This is a genomic window from Microbacterium sp. Leaf161 (genome assembly GCF_001423645.1).
Classification (GTDB): domain Bacteria; phylum Actinomycetota; class Actinomycetes; order Actinomycetales; family Microbacteriaceae; genus Microbacterium; species Microbacterium forte.
On sequence record NZ_LMOW01000002.1, the window covers coordinates 312,944 to 329,991 of the forward strand.

Annotated in this window: 16 protein-coding genes; 12 read left to right on the forward strand and 4 right to left on the reverse strand. The window is 66.9% G+C overall.

The window, feature by feature from the left end:
* Window positions 1–4 precede the first annotated feature (4 nt).
* A complete protein-coding gene (locus ASF87_RS14225; protein WP_056376709.1) occupies window positions 5–907 on the forward strand; it encodes a tyrosine-type recombinase/integrase in 903 nt (300 codons plus the stop codon).
* Window positions 908–926: 19 nt separating this feature from the next.
* On the opposite strand, the gene ASF87_RS14230 is transcribed toward ASF87_RS14225, so the two are convergent.
* Window positions 927–1,460 (reverse strand): murein hydrolase activator EnvC family protein, encoded by a 534-nt coding sequence (locus ASF87_RS14230; RefSeq protein WP_056376711.1) that lies wholly within the window; start codon window positions 1,458–1,460, stop codon window positions 927–929.
* Window positions 1,461–1,765: 305 nt separating this feature from the next.
* Between ASF87_RS14230 and rpsB the strand changes: the two genes are divergently transcribed.
* The 9 genes from rpsB to ASF87_RS14275 all read left to right on the forward strand — a co-directional run bounded on the left by rpsB (window position 1,766) and on the right by ASF87_RS14275 (window position 8,480).
* Window positions 1,766–2,707, forward strand: a complete 942-nt coding sequence (gene rpsB, locus ASF87_RS14235) for a 30S ribosomal protein S2 (RefSeq protein WP_042536769.1) — start codon at window positions 1,766–1,768, stop codon at window positions 2,705–2,707.
* A gap of 44 nt (window positions 2,708–2,751) precedes the next feature.
* Window positions 2,752–3,579, forward strand: a complete 828-nt coding sequence (tsf, locus tag ASF87_RS14240; RefSeq protein WP_042536767.1) for a translation elongation factor Ts — start codon at window positions 2,752–2,754, stop codon at window positions 3,577–3,579.
* An 89-nt stretch (window positions 3,580–3,668) separates the two neighbouring features.
* The gene (gene pyrH / locus ASF87_RS14245) at window positions 3,669–4,385 is read left to right on the forward strand and encodes a UMP kinase (RefSeq protein WP_042536766.1); all 717 of its coding nucleotides are present in this window, start codon (window positions 3,669–3,671) and stop codon (window positions 4,383–4,385) included.
* A 66-nt stretch (window positions 4,386–4,451) separates the two neighbouring features.
* Window positions 4,452–5,006, forward strand: coding sequence for a ribosome recycling factor (gene frr, locus ASF87_RS14250; RefSeq protein ID WP_042536765.1), 555 nt, complete (start codon window positions 4,452–4,454; stop codon window positions 5,004–5,006).
* Between the two features lie 5 nt (window positions 5,007–5,011).
* Window positions 5,012–6,151, forward strand: a complete 1,140-nt coding sequence (locus ASF87_RS14255) for a phosphatidate cytidylyltransferase (protein WP_200933762.1) — start codon at window positions 5,012–5,014, stop codon at window positions 6,149–6,151.
* Window positions 6,151–6,735: a DivIVA domain-containing protein gene (locus ASF87_RS14260; protein ID WP_056376713.1), complete on the forward strand. Its 585-nt coding sequence runs from the start codon at window positions 6,151–6,153 to the stop codon at window positions 6,733–6,735. Before ASF87_RS14255 ends, ASF87_RS14260 begins: the two co-directional genes overlap by 1 nt.
* 66 nt (window positions 6,736–6,801) lie before the next feature.
* Window positions 6,802–7,467, forward strand: a complete 666-nt coding sequence (locus tag ASF87_RS14265; RefSeq protein ID WP_079112749.1) for a transglycosylase SLT domain-containing protein — start codon at window positions 6,802–6,804, stop codon at window positions 7,465–7,467.
* A 9-nt stretch (window positions 7,468–7,476) separates the two neighbouring features.
* A complete protein-coding gene (locus ASF87_RS18075; RefSeq protein ID WP_042536763.1) occupies window positions 7,477–7,764 on the forward strand; it encodes a hypothetical protein in 288 nt (95 codons plus the stop codon).
* 2 nt (window positions 7,765–7,766) lie between these two features.
* Window positions 7,767–8,480, forward strand: a complete 714-nt coding sequence (locus tag ASF87_RS14275; RefSeq protein WP_056376715.1) for an alpha/beta hydrolase — start codon at window positions 7,767–7,769, stop codon at window positions 8,478–8,480.
* On the opposite strand, the gene ASF87_RS14280 is transcribed toward ASF87_RS14275, so the two are convergent.
* Window positions 8,477–9,538: an AI-2E family transporter gene (locus ASF87_RS14280; protein ID WP_056376717.1), complete on the reverse strand. Its 1,062-nt coding sequence runs from the start codon at window positions 9,536–9,538 to the stop codon at window positions 8,477–8,479. The two genes, ASF87_RS14275 and ASF87_RS14280, sit on opposite strands and share 4 nt — an antisense overlap.
* A gap of 179 nt (window positions 9,539–9,717) precedes the next feature.
* On the opposite strand from ASF87_RS14280, the gene ASF87_RS14285 reads away from it, so the two are divergent.
* Window positions 9,718–11,742 (forward strand): hypothetical protein, encoded by a 2,025-nt coding sequence (locus tag ASF87_RS14285; RefSeq protein ID WP_056376719.1) that lies wholly within the window; start codon window positions 9,718–9,720, stop codon window positions 11,740–11,742.
* On the forward strand, window positions 11,739–12,665 hold the full coding sequence (locus tag ASF87_RS14290; RefSeq protein ID WP_056376722.1) for a tetratricopeptide repeat protein: 927 nt from the start codon (window positions 11,739–11,741) through the stop codon (window positions 12,663–12,665). Before ASF87_RS14285 ends, ASF87_RS14290 begins: the two co-directional genes overlap by 4 nt.
* Before the next feature lie 46 nt (window positions 12,666–12,711).
* On the opposite strand, the gene glgB is transcribed toward ASF87_RS14290, so the two are convergent.
* Complete coding sequence (gene glgB, locus ASF87_RS14295; protein ID WP_056376724.1) at window positions 12,712–14,916, reverse strand: 1,4-alpha-glucan branching protein GlgB; 2,205 nt, start codon at window positions 14,914–14,916, stop codon at window positions 12,712–12,714.
* Complete coding sequence (locus ASF87_RS14300; RefSeq protein WP_056376727.1) at window positions 14,913–16,976, reverse strand: alpha-1,4-glucan--maltose-1-phosphate maltosyltransferase; 2,064 nt, start codon at window positions 16,974–16,976, stop codon at window positions 14,913–14,915. Before ASF87_RS14300 ends, glgB begins: the two co-directional genes overlap by 4 nt.
* Window positions 16,977–17,048 lie beyond the last annotated feature (72 nt).

Genomic DNA, 17,048 nt, shown 5'->3' on the forward strand with positions numbered 1-17,048 from the left:
ATCCATGGAGTTCGCGGCGGCCGCACATGCCTTCGCCGACCACCTTGCTCAGGTGCGTCGGCTGTCTCCCGCCACCGTGCGCGCTTACCGATCAGACCTACGGGACCTCGCGGAGACCGTCGGTGAACTCGAGGTCGACCAGGTCACGCTGGAGACTCTCCGAGACTGGCTCTGGCGGGCGACTCAGCGTGGGGATGCGCGGTCGACGCTCGCGCGGCGAGCAGCGGCGGCGCGCTCCTTCTTCAGCTGGGCGCACGAGCAGCAGCTCGTCGATCACGATCCGAGCCTGCGCCTGGTCGCCCCCAAGCGGGGGCGAACCCTCCCCACCATCGCTTCTCAGGATGCGATGACGACCCTGCTCGATGCGCAACGCCGAGCTGCCGGCGCCGGTGATCCGATAGTGCTCCGAGACCACGCGATCCTCGAACTGCTCTACGGCGCCGGGATCCGGGTCTCCGAGCTGTGCGGCCTCGATGTCGACGACCTCGATCTCGATCGAGGCACCGCGCGCGTTCTGGGAAAGGGATCGAAGGAGAGAGTGGTGCCCTTCGGGGTTCCCGCCCGCGATGCGGCCGGCGCGTACCTGACCAGAGGGCGTCCCGCACTCGCCGCCCGCACAGCGCGGCCGACTCCCGCTCTGTTCCTCGGCAGTCGTGGTGCGCGGATCGGACCGCGCGCGGTGTACTCACTCGTCGCCGAGGTGCTCGCGCCCTTCGTCGGCGAAGAGACTGTCGGACCGCATGCGCTCAGGCACACCGCAGCGACTCATCTCCTGGACGGCGGAGCAGACCTGCGCGCGGTCCAGGAGATCCTGGGTCATGCCAGCCTCGGCACGACCCAGATCTACACTCACGTCTCCGCTGAGCGTCTCACTGCGACGTACCGTCTCGCACACCCCCGGGCGTGAGCCGCAGACGGGTCGCGCGTCACGGCGCGTCGCAGCAGGGAAGCAGCACCGCTCGAGGCACCGGCCCGAAGAGCAGCATCGGGTTGATGTACGCACCATCCAGCCGAACTCCGAGATGCAGTGCGCCGAGCATCGTGTGACCGCCGGCCGCGACCGTGCCGATCTCGTCGCCGGCCGAGACGAGATCGCCGGGGGCGAGTGTGGAGGAGACCGGCTCGAACGTCGACACATACCCGCCGGGATGCGCGATCGTGATCAGGGGGCGGTCGACGACTGTCCCACGGAATGCGATCGCCCCATCGGCGGGTGCGCGGACGATCACCCCCTGCGCGCTCGCGAGATCGATGCCTCGATGGCCGGCGCCGAACGCGTGTGCCGGAGCGCGATACGGCGTTGCGACCGAGCGGGGTGCATCGATCGGCCATCTCCAGAGTGGATGCGCAGCGCCGTCCGAGGATGACGATGACGCTCTCGCGCTCGGCGCGGTGGGCGGTGCGAGAGCGATGACGATCAGCAGGAGGAGAACGATCGTCCGGCGTGTGCGGGTGCTCATGAGGCAATGCTCCTTCCTGTGCGCGATTGGCTCCCTGTCGGACTGACGCCTGCGCGGAGCGCGTGCAGAATGCCCGAAACAGGCGCGATGTGCAGGGTGAGTGAGGCCCGCGCATCCTGTATGCTGAGGGAGCACCTCGATCTCGGGGTGACTACGCGTGCCCAGAGCGACTTCAGTCGTGGCATCCACTCCCACAGGTCCTGTTTCCACTCAGGCGGGGGTGCGCCGGGCACCAGGAAGTTCGATCATCCGATCGACTTGACAACCTCAACGGCGCGTATCCGCGCCAGAACAAGGAGACGACCATGGCTGTGGTCACCATCCGCCAGCTGCTCGACAGCGGCGTGCACTTCGGACACCAGACGCGTCGGTGGAACCCGAAGGTCAAGCGCTTCATCCTCACCGAGCGCAGCGGCATCCACATCATCGACCTGCAGCAGTCGCTCGGGTACATCGACAAGGCCTACGACTTCGTCAAGGAGACCGTCGCGCACGGCGGCACGATCCTCTTCGTCGGCACCAAGAAGCAGGCGCAGGAGATCCTCGCCGAGCAGGCGACCCGTGTGGGCCAGCCCTACGTCAACCAGCGCTGGCTCGGTGGACTCCTCACGAACTTCCAGACGATCGCGAAGCGTCTCGCTCGTATGAAGGAGCTCGAGGAGCTCGACTACGAGAACCCGTCCGCTTCGGGCTTCACGAAGAAGGAGCTCCTTCTCAAGAAGCGCGAGCTCGACAAGCTGCACAAGTCGCTCGGCGGTATCCGCAACCTCACCAAGACGCCGTCCGCCCTCTGGGTCGTCGACGCCAAGCGTGAGCACCTCGCCATCGATGAGGCGAAGAAGCTCGGCATCCCGGTGATCGGCATCCTCGACACCAACGCCGACCCCGACGACTTCCAGTACCCGATTCCCGGCAACGACGACGCGATCCGCTCGGTCTCGCTGCTCACCCGCATCATCGCGGACGCCGCGGCTGAGGGTCTCCAGCAGAAGCACAACCCCGAGACGGGCGACGCTGAGCCGCTCGCCGACTGGGAGAAGGAGCTTCTCGAGGCCCCCGTCCAGGAGTCTGCCGATGCCGCCGCCGTCGAGACGCCCGCCGATGAGGCTGCCGTCGTCGAGACGCCCGCCGCTGACGAGACGGCTGCCGACGAGGCCGGTGCCGAGGCGCACGACGAGGCCATCGCCGACGCTTCGGGTGAGGAGACCGCTGAGGTCGCCGACGCCGAGGCTGCAGACGCCAAGTAATTCCGCGACCACCACACACATCACGAAGCAAGGAGCCACCACACATGGCCAACTTCACCATCGCCGATCTCAAGGCGCTCCGTGAGCAGCTCGGCACGGGAATGGTCGACACCAAGAAGGCGCTCGAGGAGGCTGACGGCAACGTCGAGAAGGCCACCGAGATCCTGCGCCTCAAGGGTGCCAAGGGCAACGCGAAGCGCGCTGACCGCTCTACCAGCGAGGGCCTCATCGTCGCTCGCGAGCAGGACGGCGCAGTGACGCTGATCGAGCTCGCCTGCGAGACGGACTTCGTCGCGAAGAACGAGCGCTTCATCTCGCTGGCCGACAAGGTCGCCGACGCTGTCGCAGCTGTCAAGGCCGATTCGGTCGAGGACGCACTCGCCGCCCAGGCGGGCGACAAGAGCGTCGAGCAGGTCATCTCGGAAGAGGCCGCGATCATCGGCGAGAAGGTCGAGCTGCGCCGCGTGCGCACGATCTCGGGCGACAAGGTCGAGGTCTACCTGCACCGCACGAGCAAGGACCTGCCTCCGCAGATCGGTGTCGTCGTCGCCTACACGGGTGATGACGCCGAGACCGCCCGCAGCATCGCGCAGCACATCTCGTTCGCGAACCCGTCTTACCTCTCCCGCGAGGACGTTCCGTCCGACGCCGTGGAGAAGGAGCGCCAGATCGTGACCGAGATCTCTCGCAACGAGGGCAAGCCGGAGGCGGCGCTGCCCAAGATCGTCGAGGGCCGTGTCTCCGCGTTCATCAAGCAGGTCGCCCTGCTCGAGCAGGACTACGCGAAGGACAGCAAGCTGTCCGTCGCCCAGGTGGCGAAGGACGCCGGTATCACCGTGACGGACTTCGCGCGCTTCAAGGTCGGCGCGTAACACCGTCGAAGGGGTTCGGATCAACGCGATCCGAACCCCTTCTTCATGCCCAGAAGGCACTATCTTGAATCGGGACGAGAGGATCACCCATGACCGAACGCACAGGACGCCGTCGCGTCCTTCTCAAGCTCTCCGGTGAGGCGTTCGGCGCCGGCCAGCTCGGCGTCAACCCCGACATCGTCAGTCAGATCGCACGTGACATCGCAGCGGCGGTCGATCGCGTCGAGGTCGCCATCGTCGTCGGCGGTGGCAACTTCTTCCGCGGAGCGGAGCTCAGCCAGCGCGGGATGGATCGCGGGCGAGCCGACTACATGGGAATGCTCGGCACGGTCATGAACGCCCTGGCCCTTCAGGACTTCCTCGAGCAGGCGGGTGCGCCCACCCGTGTGCAGTCGGCCATCTCCATGACCCAGGTCGCTGAGCCGTACATTCCGCTCCGCGCCGAGCGGCACATGGAGAAGGGCCGTGTGGTCATCTTCGGCGCAGGTGCCGGATTGCCGTACTTCTCCACCGACACGGTCGCCGCACAGCGCGCGCTCGAGATCGGCGCGCAGGAAGTCCTCGTCGCCAAGAACGGCGTGGACGCGATCTACACCGCCGACCCGAACAAGCACGCCGATGCGGAGCGCATCGAGCGCGTCACGTATCGCGACGCCCTTCAGCGCGGACTCAAGGTGGTCGACTCCACGGCATTCAGTCTCTGCATGGACAACAACATGGACATGCGCGTGTTCGGCATGGAACCTGCCGGCAACGTCACGCGTGCGCTTCTGGGAGAGCCGATCGGCACTCTCGTCACTGCCTGAGCGCCTGGCGGTGCTCACGGGTCACGCCCGATAGAATTTCAGAACACCCCGACGATAGGAGTCACCGTGATCGCGGATGTCCTCGCTGAAACCACTTCCCGTATGGCACGAGCGGTCGAGGCCGCCAAGGAGGACTTCTCCACGGTGCGCACCGGTCGCGCCAACCCGCAGCTGTTCCAGAAGGTGCTCGTCGACTACTACGGCACGCCCACGCCGCTCGCTCAGCTCGCCTCGCTGGCGAACCAGGAGGCGCGTACGCTCATCATCACGCCCTACGACAAGTCGGCTCTGAAGGGCATCGAGCAGGCGATTCGGGACATGCCGAACCTCGGCGCGAACCCCACGAACGACGGCAACCTCGTTCGCGTGACCATGCCGGAGCTCACGGCTGAGCGTCGCAAGGAGTACGTCAAGCTGGTCAAGACCAAGGCCGAAGACGCCAAGGTGCATGTGCGCGGTATCCGTCGCAAGGCGAAGGACGAACTCGACGGCCTCAAGAGCGAACTCGGCGAAGACGAGATCGCCCGGGCAGAAAAGGAACTCGACGCCCTCACGCGCCAGCACGTCGATCTCATCGACGACGCACTCAAGCGCAAAGAGGCTGAACTCCTCGAGGTATAGGCGGCATGTCCGACGAACGCACTGATGACGGCGCCGACAAGCCGCAGACGCGCCGCGAGGCGCGCGACTCGTCGACCTCGACCGGCGCCATCCCGCTGGTCGACGGCGCCCTCGTGGCGTTCGACGGGACGAGCATCCCGCCACGACCACCCCTCCCTGCCGACGAACGTGCGATGACGGAGTCCGCATTGGACACGGCTGAACACAATGCGATCAGAGAGCAGTGGCGGGCGAAGCGCGACGAGTTCGGCACGCATGTCACTCATGCGCGAGGTCAGCTCGACCAGGCGAACGAGCGCATCAAGGAGCGGACGGGCCGCGACCTGATCCTCGCGACCCTGATCGGGCTCGCGTTCGGCGCTGCGCTGCTCGCGTCGTTGTTGTTCATCAAGGTCCTCTTCGTGCCGTTCGCACTGGCTGCCGCGTTGCTCGGCGTCTACGAGCTCTCGCTGGCGTTGCGCGCATCGGGGCGGCGGATCGACGTGATCCCGCAGTTCATCGCCGCGACTCTGCTCGTGCTGTCGGCGTTCTTCCTCGACCTGTGGTTCGTCTGGGTCATGCTGTTCTTCGCCGTCGCATTCGTGATCGTCTGGCGACTGGTCGGCCAGATGATCGCCAAGGACGGCAGAACCTACGGCGATGTGCTGACGGATGCGATCATCGGCGGATTCGTCCAGATCTACGTGCCGTTCCTCGCGGCCGTCGCACTGATCCTGCTCAAGCAGGAGGGGGGTCAGTGGTGGGTCCTGAGCTTCATCGCGATCGCCGTCGTGGCCGACACCGGTGCGTATGCCGCAGGGCTCGCGTTCGGGCGGCACCCCATGGCGCCGAAGATCAGCCCCAAGAAGACCTGGGAGGGCTTCGGCGGAGCCGTCGTGGGTTCGATCACAGCCGGCGTGCTTCTCGCGCTCTTCCTGCTCGACCTGCCGTGGTGGACCGGCGTGATCTTCGGCGTGGCGATCCTCCTGTCTGCGACGCTGGGCGATCTCGGCGAGTCCATGCTCAAGCGTGATCTCGGGATCAAGGACATGAGCTCCTGGCTTCCTGGGCACGGGGGGCTCCTCGACCGGCTCGACAGCATCCTGCCGTCGACGATTCCCGCACTGTGCCTGTATTTCCTCTTCTCCTCCTGGGTGGTGCTGTGATGCTCTCCGACGACGTACAGACTGCGGACGCCGCGACGCAGGCGCCGCCCGCGTTCTCGTTGACCACGGGGCGAGTGCGCGGCTATCACCGTGCCGCTGTCGACACGTTTCTCGCGGCCGCCAGGGCGGCTTTCGAGGGAGATGCCGACGACCTCAGCGCAGCCGACGTCCGCGTGGCATCCTTCCCGCTCGTCAAGAACGGCTACGTCGTGGCTGAGGTCGACGCGGCACTCGGGCGCGTGGAGGATGCACTGGCTGCGCGTGCGCGCGACCGGGTCGTCCGTTCGCAGGGCGCAGGGGCGTGGGTGGAGCAGGCCCGAGGTGAAGCCCAGGTCATCCTCGACCACCTCGCGCGTCCGAAGCGGCAGCGTTTCGCACGTACGGGCATTCTCACCTTCGGCTACCGGATCGATGAGGTAGACCATGTCGGCACCCGGATCGCCCGTTATCTGCGGGACGGCGAGCCGCTGACGGCCGAGCAGCTGCGCTCGGCCGCGTTCCGCATGCAGCGCGGAGGGTATCGAGAAGAGCAGGTCGACGCACTGCTCGACGCGACCGTCGACGTGATCCTGGCTGTTCGCTGAGCGTTCCGATGGCCGACTCGTGCCTCACCGGGTAGACTGCCACTCATCGTGAACTCCCGAAACGACATGACACCTCATCGAAAAGACGTCACGCCTGTGCCCGCATCGGCGACTCTTTCGGCGCGCACCGGCAGTCGCCGACGAGGCGTCGCGGGATTCTTCAGCGGCCTCGCGGTCGTCGGCTTCGCTGCGGCCATGGTGGCACCGACCGGTGTCGCACTCGCCCAGCAACCCGAAGAGGTCGCCCCGGAGTCGGCATACTCGGCGGCACTCGGCGATACGCAGAATCTCACTGTCACGGCAGAGGGCGCGGCGATCGCTCCCGTTCAGCGAGGGACGTTCTCGGTCTACGTCACGCCCAAGCCGACGCCGACACCGACGCCGACCACTGCCTCCGAGGGATCCTCCGGTTCGTCGAAGCCCGGCCCCAGCGGTCCTCTCTTCTACACCGGCGGGGGAGCCCCTGCCGAGTGGATGGCGGCAGCGGGCATCGCGGAGTCCGATTGGGGCTACGTCGATTACATCGTCTCCCGCGAGAGCGGGTGGAACCCGAACGCGACGAACAAGTCCTCGGGTGCGTGCGGTCTCGTTCAGGCGCTGCCCTGCAGCAAGGTTCCCGGCAACGGCTACGATCCGGTCGACAACCTGCGCTGGGCGACGGGATACGCCACGGGCCGATACGGCAGCTGGGCCGGCGCTCACGCCTTCTGGACGAACAACCACTGGTGGTGAGCCGGCGTCATGGCCCGCTCTCGCAGACGCCGTCCGGCGCGCCCTGACACCGACGACTCGCTCGATCGTCTCCTCGCGTCATGGAAGCGCACGGAAGTGCGTCGCGGCTCGGAGTGGACCGTGCAGCCCGTGTCGGCTGTGCAGGCTCTGAAGGAGTACATCTGCCCCGGATGCGGGCGCATCGTCGCGCCGGGAACGGCCCACCTCGTTGTCTGGCGAGCAGACGGGGTTCTCGGCGATGCCGCGGATCTCGCCGCCCGACGGCATTGGCACACACACTGTTGGAGGATTGCATGAGCATGGAGATCCGTGGACCGATCGAGCTGCCGGCGCTGCGCGAGGACATCGTCTTGGAGACCGCTGATGAGCTGACGCTTGTCGGCGAGTTGGCGATGCCCGAGTCGTCTGCACCTGCGGCCACCCTGGTCACGCTGCACCCGCTTCCGACGGCCGGCGGATTCATGGACTCGCACATCATCCGCAAGGCCGCCGCGCGGCTGCCTGCGCTGGCCGATCTCGCAGTGCTGCGATTCAACACCCGGGGCACGACCTCACCCCGTGGCACCAGCGGTGGAGCGTTCGACGGGGGAGCAGCAGAGCAGTTCGACGTCGCAGCGGCGATGGAGTTCGTGCGCGAGCGAGGTCTTCCTCGCCCATGGCTCCTCGGCTGGTCGTTCGGCACCGAGCTCGCCCTGAAGTACGGGCGGGAGCACGACGTCGAAGGCATCATCCTGCTCTCTCCGCCGCTCCACCGGGCGACGGATTCCGACGTCGCGGCGTGGGCGGGCGTCGATGTCAAAGTGGTGGTGCTCGTTCCCGAGCTCGACGACTACCTTCGCCCGGCCGAAGCGCGAGAGCGCTTCGCAGCGATCCCTCACGCGAAGCTGATCGCCGTCGAGGGCGGCAAGCACCTCTGGGTGGGGGAGAGCCAGACGCGACGCGTCCTGACCGAGATCGTCGCTGCGGTGAATCCGGCGGCTCTCCCGCTGCCGACCGAATGGTCCGCCGTCTAGAGCTCGTTCATCCGGGGGATCAGCACCTGTCGGTAGAGGATCAGGATGCTCGCGGCCACGGGGATCGCGATCAGCGCACCGAGCAGTCCCAGCAGACTGCCCCCGGCCAGCGCGGCAACGACGACGACCGCGCCCGGTACCGAGACGGCGCGGCTCATGATTCGCGGGGAGATGATGTACGCCTCGATCTGCATGTAGATGAGGTAGTAGATCGCCGCGGCGATCGCTGTCGCCGGAGAGCCGAGTCCGGGGATCAGGCACACGAGGACGATGATCGTCGACCCCGTCAGAGTGCCGACGAGCGGAATCAGCGAGAAGAAGAAGGCCACGACGGCGAGCACGGCGGGGAACGGAGCGTCGATGATCGTGAGGAAGATCATGCTCAGTACGCCGTTGATGACGCCCTGGGTGACCTGCCCCATGACGTAGTAGCCGACCGAATCGGTGATCTGTTCGGCCAGGTCGATGAACCGCTCGCGCCTCGACGCGGGGGCGAGCTGATAGACCGCGCGCTTGAGCGACGGTGTGGAGGCGGTGAGGTAGATCGTGAGGATGAGGATGATGAACGCGCCGAACAGCCCGCTCACCACGGCGCCGCCGGCCGCGAGGACGCTCTGGCCGATCGACCCGCCGATCTGGGCGAGGTTCGTCTCGAGCCAGTTCGTGACGTACGCGAAGACCTCGTCGACCTTGAGATTGGGGAAGGTATCGACCATCCACTGCCGCAGGTCGGAAAGGAACGTGCCTCGCTGGACGATGGCCGTGATCTCGGCGATGAGCTGTGAGATCTGATCGACGAGCACCGGGATGACGATCAGGATGATGCCCGCGAACACGCCGAGAACCGCGAGGATGGTGATGAGCACGGCGAGCCAGCGGGGGAGCCGTCTGCGTTCGAGGAAAGAGACGAGCGGGTCGAGACCGAGGCTGAGGAAGAGCGCTGTTCCGACGTAGAGCAGCACCGTCGAGAGGCTCTCCACGCTGCCGATCAGCAGGATGCCCAACCCCACGCCGAGCGTCGCCACGAGAGCGGTGCGGAACGGGTTGTGGATCTTCATCGGTGCTCCTCGGAATGCGGGACCCTGCAAGCGTATCCACCGCACCGCGACTGGCCGCGACGACGTGCCGCACGCGACTCCGGCGCCCCCTCGTGGGCAACACACAGCTGATTTCGCTAGTCTGAAATGTCGAGTGTTGCGACTCGGGCATGCGTCCGGGCCGTGTGAGGAGACTATTCGTGCGTTTCGTATGGGCCGTCGTGGCCTTCGTGCTGGCTGCGGGACTGATCGCTGCGGGCATCGCGCAGCGAACCATCTTCATGGGTCCGTCGACCCAGGAGGTCTCAGTCGCTGTGGAAGAACCCGCCCCTTATGTGCTGCTGGACGGCGACGTCCTGCGCGAGCACCCGGGCTCTCAGACGCTGCTCGTGCGGGGTGAAGGTGAGATCTTCGCGGCATACGGTCGGACGGCCGACATGGAGGCATGGCTGGCCGACGCCTCGTACAACCACGTGACCGCCGGCAAGGGTGGCGAGCTCGAGGCCGAGCTGATTGCCGCCGGAGCCGCGGCCGACGGCGATGACGCCACCGCGACCCCGGCACCGACCGAGAGCCCTGCTCCCGCGGAGACTCCGGTTCCTTCCGCGACTCCGACCGAGGGCGGCGCGGCCGCAGAGCCGGGACGCAATCCGGCGGGGTCCGATCTCTGGCTGGATTCGTTCACCGAGACCGACGCTCTCATCGTCGACAAGATGCAGCTCCCCGAAGGAGTCAGTCTGATCATCGCGTACGACGGCACCGCAGACGCTCCCGACGACATCGTGATCTCGTGGCCGCTCGACACGTCGACGCCGCTCGCGGGACCGCTCATGGCCGCAGGCGCGGCCCTGCTCCTCGTCGGTCTCGTGCTCTATGTCCTCGCAATCCGTCACCAGCGCCGCGGGCGAGGTCCGCGGCGCAAGGGCCCTGGCCCCCTCCCGGCGACCGAGCCGATCGATGTGGCTCAGCTGCCGCCCTCGGAACGCGCGGTGATCGAGAGCTCGGCGCCCGCACCCGGCGATGCGGATGAGGCCTCTGGGGGTGCGCCCGCTGAGGGCCCGGACACGGCGGGAGTGGGCCGCGAAGGCGCGGATGACGCGGCTGGCGAGCGCAGCTCCGACCGCGATCGGAAGACCGAGAGGCGTGCGACGACCACCGACCGCAGACGCCGCCTGCTCGCCCTGCCCGCGCTCGCGGTGACGGCCCTGCTCGCGAGCGGTTGCTCGCCCGACTCCTGGCCGCAGTTCGGAGAAGGGACACCGTCACCGTCGCCCAGTGCGACCGTGATCGCCCCGGAGAACCAGAAACCGCCGGCCGTGACCGAGGCGCAGGCGAGACGGATCCTGCAGGAGGTGTCTACTACCCTCTCGGACGCGGACGCGGCGATGGACATCGCTCTCGCCGGCACCCGGCTCGATGGTCCGGCGCTGACGGCTCGGACGACCGAGTACGCGCTTCGGACCGCTCTTCCGGAAACCCCGGTGCCTGCCGCGATCCCGACGGATGACGTCGAGGTCGTGCTGCCCGAAGCCACCGACCGTTGGCCGCGCACGGTTCTGCTGCTCTCGAAGAACGCGGGCGACGACACCGTGCCGCCCGTGATCCTCACCATGACTCAGCAGGACCCGTGGTCGAACTACAAGGTGACGAACATGGCCGAGATGTCGGCGGACGCAGTCTTCCCCGAGGTGGCCGCACCGTGGCTCGGTACTTCACTCGTGCCGGACGACTCCGCGTTCCTCAGCATCCCGCCGAGTGAGCTCGCCACCACATTCGCCGACATCGTCGACGCGGGAGAGACCAGTGCGTCCTACGGGCTCTTCGACGAGATCTCTCAGAACCTCGCCCAGTCGATTCGCGACAGCCGCCAGGCCGTCGTGCAGAACCTCGCGGACAACGGTGCCGCCGAGACCTCGCAGACTGCGTTCGACATCGTCCCTGCGGATTCCGCACCTGTATCGATGGCGACGCTCGACAGCGGCGCGATCGTAGCCGTCTCGCTCGTCGACACGGAGTCGGTGACGCCGACGTCGGCGGACGCCGTGATCCGCTTCGGTGACAACGCTCAGGCGAAGGCCCTGACGGGCGTGTCCGAGTCCGCCAAGGGTGTGACGACCAAATACGAATTCCAGCTGTTCTTCTCGGTTCCCTCGCAGGGGTCGACCGAGCAGATCCGTCTCCTGGCTGTCCGACAGGACCTTCTCTCCGTCGAGGTGATCAAATGACCGATATCTCTCCCGCCGCGCTCCGCGGAGCCGTCGACCTCTCCTCTCTGCGAAACCGCCCTGCAGCACCGGCGGCAGGCGCGCAGAGTCCCGCTACCGGGACCGACATCGTGGTCGATGCGACCGATGAGTCGTTCGGTCAGATCCTCGAACTCTCGCGCACGGTGCCGGTGGTCGTCGACCTCTGGGCGGAATGGTGCGGCCCGTGCAAGCAGCTGAGCCCGATCATCGAGAAGGTGGCGCGCGAACTCGGCGGAAAGGTCTTGCTCGCCAAGGTCGACGTCGATGCGAACCCCCAGCTCGCTCAGGGTTTTCGTGCGCAGTCGATCCCGATGGTCGTCGCACTCATCGCCGGCCAGCCAGTCCCGATGTTCACGGGTGCGGTTCCCGAGCAGCAGGTCAGAGAGGTCTTCGCGCAGCTGCTCCAGCTCGCGGCTCAGAACGGTGTGACGGGCACATTGAATGTCGGCGAGGTCTCCGAGAGGCAGGAGGCTCCGGAGGAACCGCCGATGCCGCCGCTGCACGCCGAGGCATTCGCCGCCATCGAGGCGGGCGACTACGCTGCGGCGATCGTGGCGTATGAGAAGGCTCTCGCAGAGAATCCTCGCGATGAGGATGCGATCGCGGGTCTGGGTCAGGTTCGTCTGCTCGACCGTGTGCAGCACCTCGACCTGCAGGACGCGCGGGCTGCCGCTGCGGCCCAGCCACGAGATGTCCAGGCGCAGTTCGACGTCGCCGACCTCGACCTCGCCGGTGGTCATGTCGAGGATGCGTTCGGACGGCTGCTCGACCTCTTCGCTCAGCTTCCCTCAGACGAGCGGACACCGGTCAGAGAGCGTCTGATCGAGCTCTTCGGACTGATCGGCGCCGCAGATCCTCGCGTCATCGCCGCGCGCAACAGGCTCTCCTCGCTGCTCTTCTGACGCTGTGCTGCGGCTGAGCGGCCCGATGCCGGTCAGCCGCAGCCGCTCAGCCGTGACTGATCGTGGGTACGTGAGGCTCGCCCTCGTGGCGCAGCCAGATGGTGGACAGCGCGGGAATCGTCACGGTCGCCTCAGCAGGTCCGACACCCTCGGAGTGAGCGACGACCATGCCGAGGTTGCCCGATCCTCGACCGCCGTATTCTGCCGCATCAGTGTTGAGGATCTCCTGCCACACGCCTGCGACGGGCAGAGCGAGGCGGTGGCCGCTGCGCTCCACGCCGGCGAAGTTGCTGATCACGACGAGACGGCCACCGTGGGCGTCACGGCGCTCGAAGGCGATCACGTTCGGGTCCCAGCTGGGAGCGCCGAGACGTGCGAACGACGAGCCGTCGTTGTCTCGCTCCCAGAGGGGCGCCTGGGCACGATAAGTGCGGTTGAGCTGGCCGACGAAACTCTGCAGCTGCGCATGCGATGGCTGGTCCAGCAGCCACCAGTCGAGTTCGCGGGATTCGGACCACTCCGCGAGCTGCCCGAACTCCTGCCCCATGAACAGGAGCTTCTTCCCGGGGTGCCCCCACATGTATGCCAGGTACGCGCGGACGTTCGCGAGCTTGTGCCAGTGGTCGCCCGGCATCTTCGCGAGAAGACTGCCCTTGCCATGCACGACCTCGTCGTGGCTGATCGGCAGCAGATAGTTCTCACCGAACGCGTAGACGAAGGAGAAGGTCATCTCGCCTTCGTGGTGCGCGCGGTACATCGGGTCGCGTTCGATGTACTGGAGCGAGTCGTTCATCCAGCCCATGTTCCATTTGAACCCGAAGCCGAGTCCGGCGTGATCGGTCGGTGCGGTGACGCCGGGGAAGCTCGTCGACTCCTCCGCGATCATCAGCACGCCGGGGTGAAGGCGATAGGCGGTCGCATTCACCTCCTGCAGGAAGCGGATCGCCTCGAGGTTCTCCCTGCCTCCGTGGATGTTAGGTTCCCACTCGCCCTCGTTGCGGGAGTAGTCGAGATAGAGCATCGAGGCGACTGCGTCGACCCGCAGACCGTCGACATGGAACTCGCTCAGCCAGAAGAGGGCGTTGGCGACCAGGAAGCCGCGCACCTCGGGGCGACCGTAGTCGAAGATGAGGGTTCCCCAGTCCTGGTGCTCGCCGCGCCGAGGGTCGGGGTGCTCGTAGAGCGGCTGGCCGTCGAACTTCGCGAGGGCGAAGGCGTCTTTGGGGAAGTGCCCGGGCACCCAGTCCATGATCACGCCGATCCCGGCCTGGTGCAGTCGATCGATCAGGTATCGCAGATCATCGGGGCTGCCGAAACGACTCGTCGCCGCGTAGTACCCGCTCACCTGATAGCCCCAGGAGCCACCGAAGGGGTGCTCCGCGAGCGGCATGAACTCGACGTGCGTGAAACCGGCCTCGTTGACATGGGCGATGAGCGGCTCTGCGGCGTCGCGGTAGCTCAGGCCTCCGCGCCAGGATCCGAGGTGCACCTCGTAGACCGACAACGGCTGCGCGACCGCATGGGTCGCGGCACGGCGGGTCATCCACGCGCCGTCCGACCAGTCGTAGGTCGACTGCGTGATCACCGATGCGGTCTCGGGGGGGATCTGCGCCGCCTGCGCCATCGGGTCGGCCTTGAAGATCCATGACCCTCCGCGGGTGCGGATCTCGTACTTGTAGGTCGTTCCGATCGCGAGATCGGGGATGAACAGCTCCCAGATACCGCTCACGCCCATCGAGCGCATCGCGTGTGCTTCGCCGTTCCAGCCGTTGTGCTCGCCCGCCACTCGAACCGCCGTCGCGTTGGGTGCCCACACGGCGAACGCGACGCCGGTCTCGCCTCCCACGGTCTGTGCATGAGCTCCCAGCACCTGCCAGAGCCGCTCATGTCGCCCTTCTGCGATCAGATGCAGGTCGACGTCGCCGAGGGTGGGCAGGTGGCGGTACGGGTCGCCGGCGATCGTCTCGTCGTCGTCGCCGTACGCGGTGGCGATCCGATACGGGACCGGGGCTCCGTCGTGCTGCGCCTCCCAGATACCGTGCGCGACGTGGTCGAGCTCGAGTCGGCTCCCGTCCCGGAAGACCGCCGCGACCGAGGAGGCGAGAGGGCGACGGGCGCGGATCACCGTGACGGTGCGATCGCTCGCGTCGGTGAACGGGTGCGAGCCGAGCACGGCGTGCGGGTCGTGGTGGGCACCGGCCGCCACCGCAGCCCAGTCCGATGACGTAGCTGCATCCTCGACGTAGCTCATGATCGTCTCCTCACCTTCAGTATGTGCACCGGTTCGGCGAAGGCGTCGAGGCGCACGTAGTTGTGATCGGCCCAGGTCCAGACGGCACCGGTCAGCAGGTCCTCCACCTCGAACTGCTCGCCCAGGGGCACACCCCAGATCGTGGTGTCGAGATGCACTGTGGTCTCGCGAACGGAATGCGGATCGACGTTGGCGATCACGAGGAGCGTGTCGGATTCGCCGGTGCCGGTGAAGGCCGCATCGAGGTGCTTGCTGTAGACGAGCACGGAGTCGTCATCGCTCCAGTGCACGGCGAGGTTGCGGAGCTGTCGCAGAGCCGGGTGCGCGCGACGGATCGCGTTCAGACGGCGCAGGAGGGGCGCCAACGAGTCGCCGGCCTCCTCCGCACCCTCCCAGTCACGGAACTTGAACTCGTACTTCTCGTTGTCGATGTTCTCCTCGGAACCGGGGCGCGCGACATTCTCGAAGAGTTCGTAGCCCGCGTAGACCCCGTACACGGGAGCAGCTGTCGCCGCGATGCATGCCCGGATCCGGTATGCCGCGCGTCCGCCGAACTGCAGGTACTCGGTGAGGATGTCATGCGTGTTCACGAAGAGGTTCGGTCGCATGTAGTCGCTGGTCTCGTGCGCGACGCTGGTGAGGAACTCCTCGAGTTCCGCCTTGGTGTTGCGCCAGGTGAAGTAGCTGTAGCTCTGCTGAAACCCCACGGCAGCGAGCGCGCGCATCACGGCAGGGCGCGTGAACGCCTCGGCGAGGAAGATCACGTCCGGGTCCTGGGCATTCACCGTGGCGATGAGCCACTCCCAGAACTGCAGCGGCTTCGTATGCGGATTGTCGACCCGGAAGATCTTGACGCCCTCGCGCACCCAGTGCTGGACGATGCGCAGCATCTCCCGGTAGATGCCGGCAGGGTCGTTGTCGAAGTTCAGGGGGTAGATGTCCTGGTACTTCTTCGGAGGGTTCTCGGCGTATGCGATGGTGCCGTCGGGGAGGGTCGTGAACCACTCCGGGTGCTCATCGACCCAGGGGTGATCCGGAGATGCCTGAAGTGCGAGATCGAGAGCGACCTCCAGACCCTCGTTCTTCGCGGCTCGCACGAACGCGCGGAAGTCGGCGGGCTTGCCGAGCTCGGGGTGGATCGCGTCGTGTCCGCCGTCGGCAGAGCCGATCGCATACGGCGAACCCGGGTCTCCTGGTTCGGTCGTCAGTGTGTTGTTCCGGCCCTTGCGGTTCGTCGTCCCGATCGGATGGACGGGCACCAGATAGATGACGTCGAATCCCATCGCGGCGACCGCGGGAAGGCGTTTGGCGGCTGTCCTGAACGTTCCGCTCTTGACAGTGCCGTCTTTGAGGCGCTTCGCCCCCTCTGAGCGCGGGAAGAACTCGTACCATGCGCCGACGCCCGCTGCAGTCCGCTCGACCAGCAGCGTGTGCACGGCCGACGCCGAACGCAGTGTCGTGAGCGGCCGGTCACGGAAGAATCCCGCGAGCTCGGCATCGGTCGAGGCAGCGATCGTCGTCGCCGCATCGCCGCCGGCCAGCGCTGCGGCGATGTCTCTGAGACGTCGGCGCTGAGCGGCGGGACGGTCCTTCTCGGCCGCTGCGCGCGTGAGCAGCTCGGCGCCGAGCGCCGCCATCACCGGTACATCGACGCCAACGGCGACCTTCACCTCGGCGGCGTGCGCCCAGGTCGCGAAGTCATCGGAGAACGCCTCGAAGCGGAACGACCAGCGACCCTGAAGGTCGATCGCGATCTCGGCACCCCAGCGATCGGTCCCGTCCAGGAAAGGGGTCAGGCGGTGGAGCGTCTCCTCGCCGTCGGGTGAGGTCAACCGGAGCTGCACGCCGATGAGGTCGTGCCCTTCGCGGAAGGCGACCACGCTGAACGGCACCACTTCGCCGACGAAGGCTTTGGGTGCGAAACCGCCAGGCACGGCGGGTGTGCCGCCGACCAAAGGGATGCGAGTCGCGACGAGCCCGTCGCCGTCCGAGACGGGCCCCAACGGGCGCGACGGGATCTGTGCGGGGCTTCGGAGAGCCTTCGGACTGGTGCTGCTCATTCGTGCGGCCACCTCCCGAATGTACCGCTCCGGACGGTGAGCGGGTAGCTCGCGGAAGGCACCGGCGCGCCG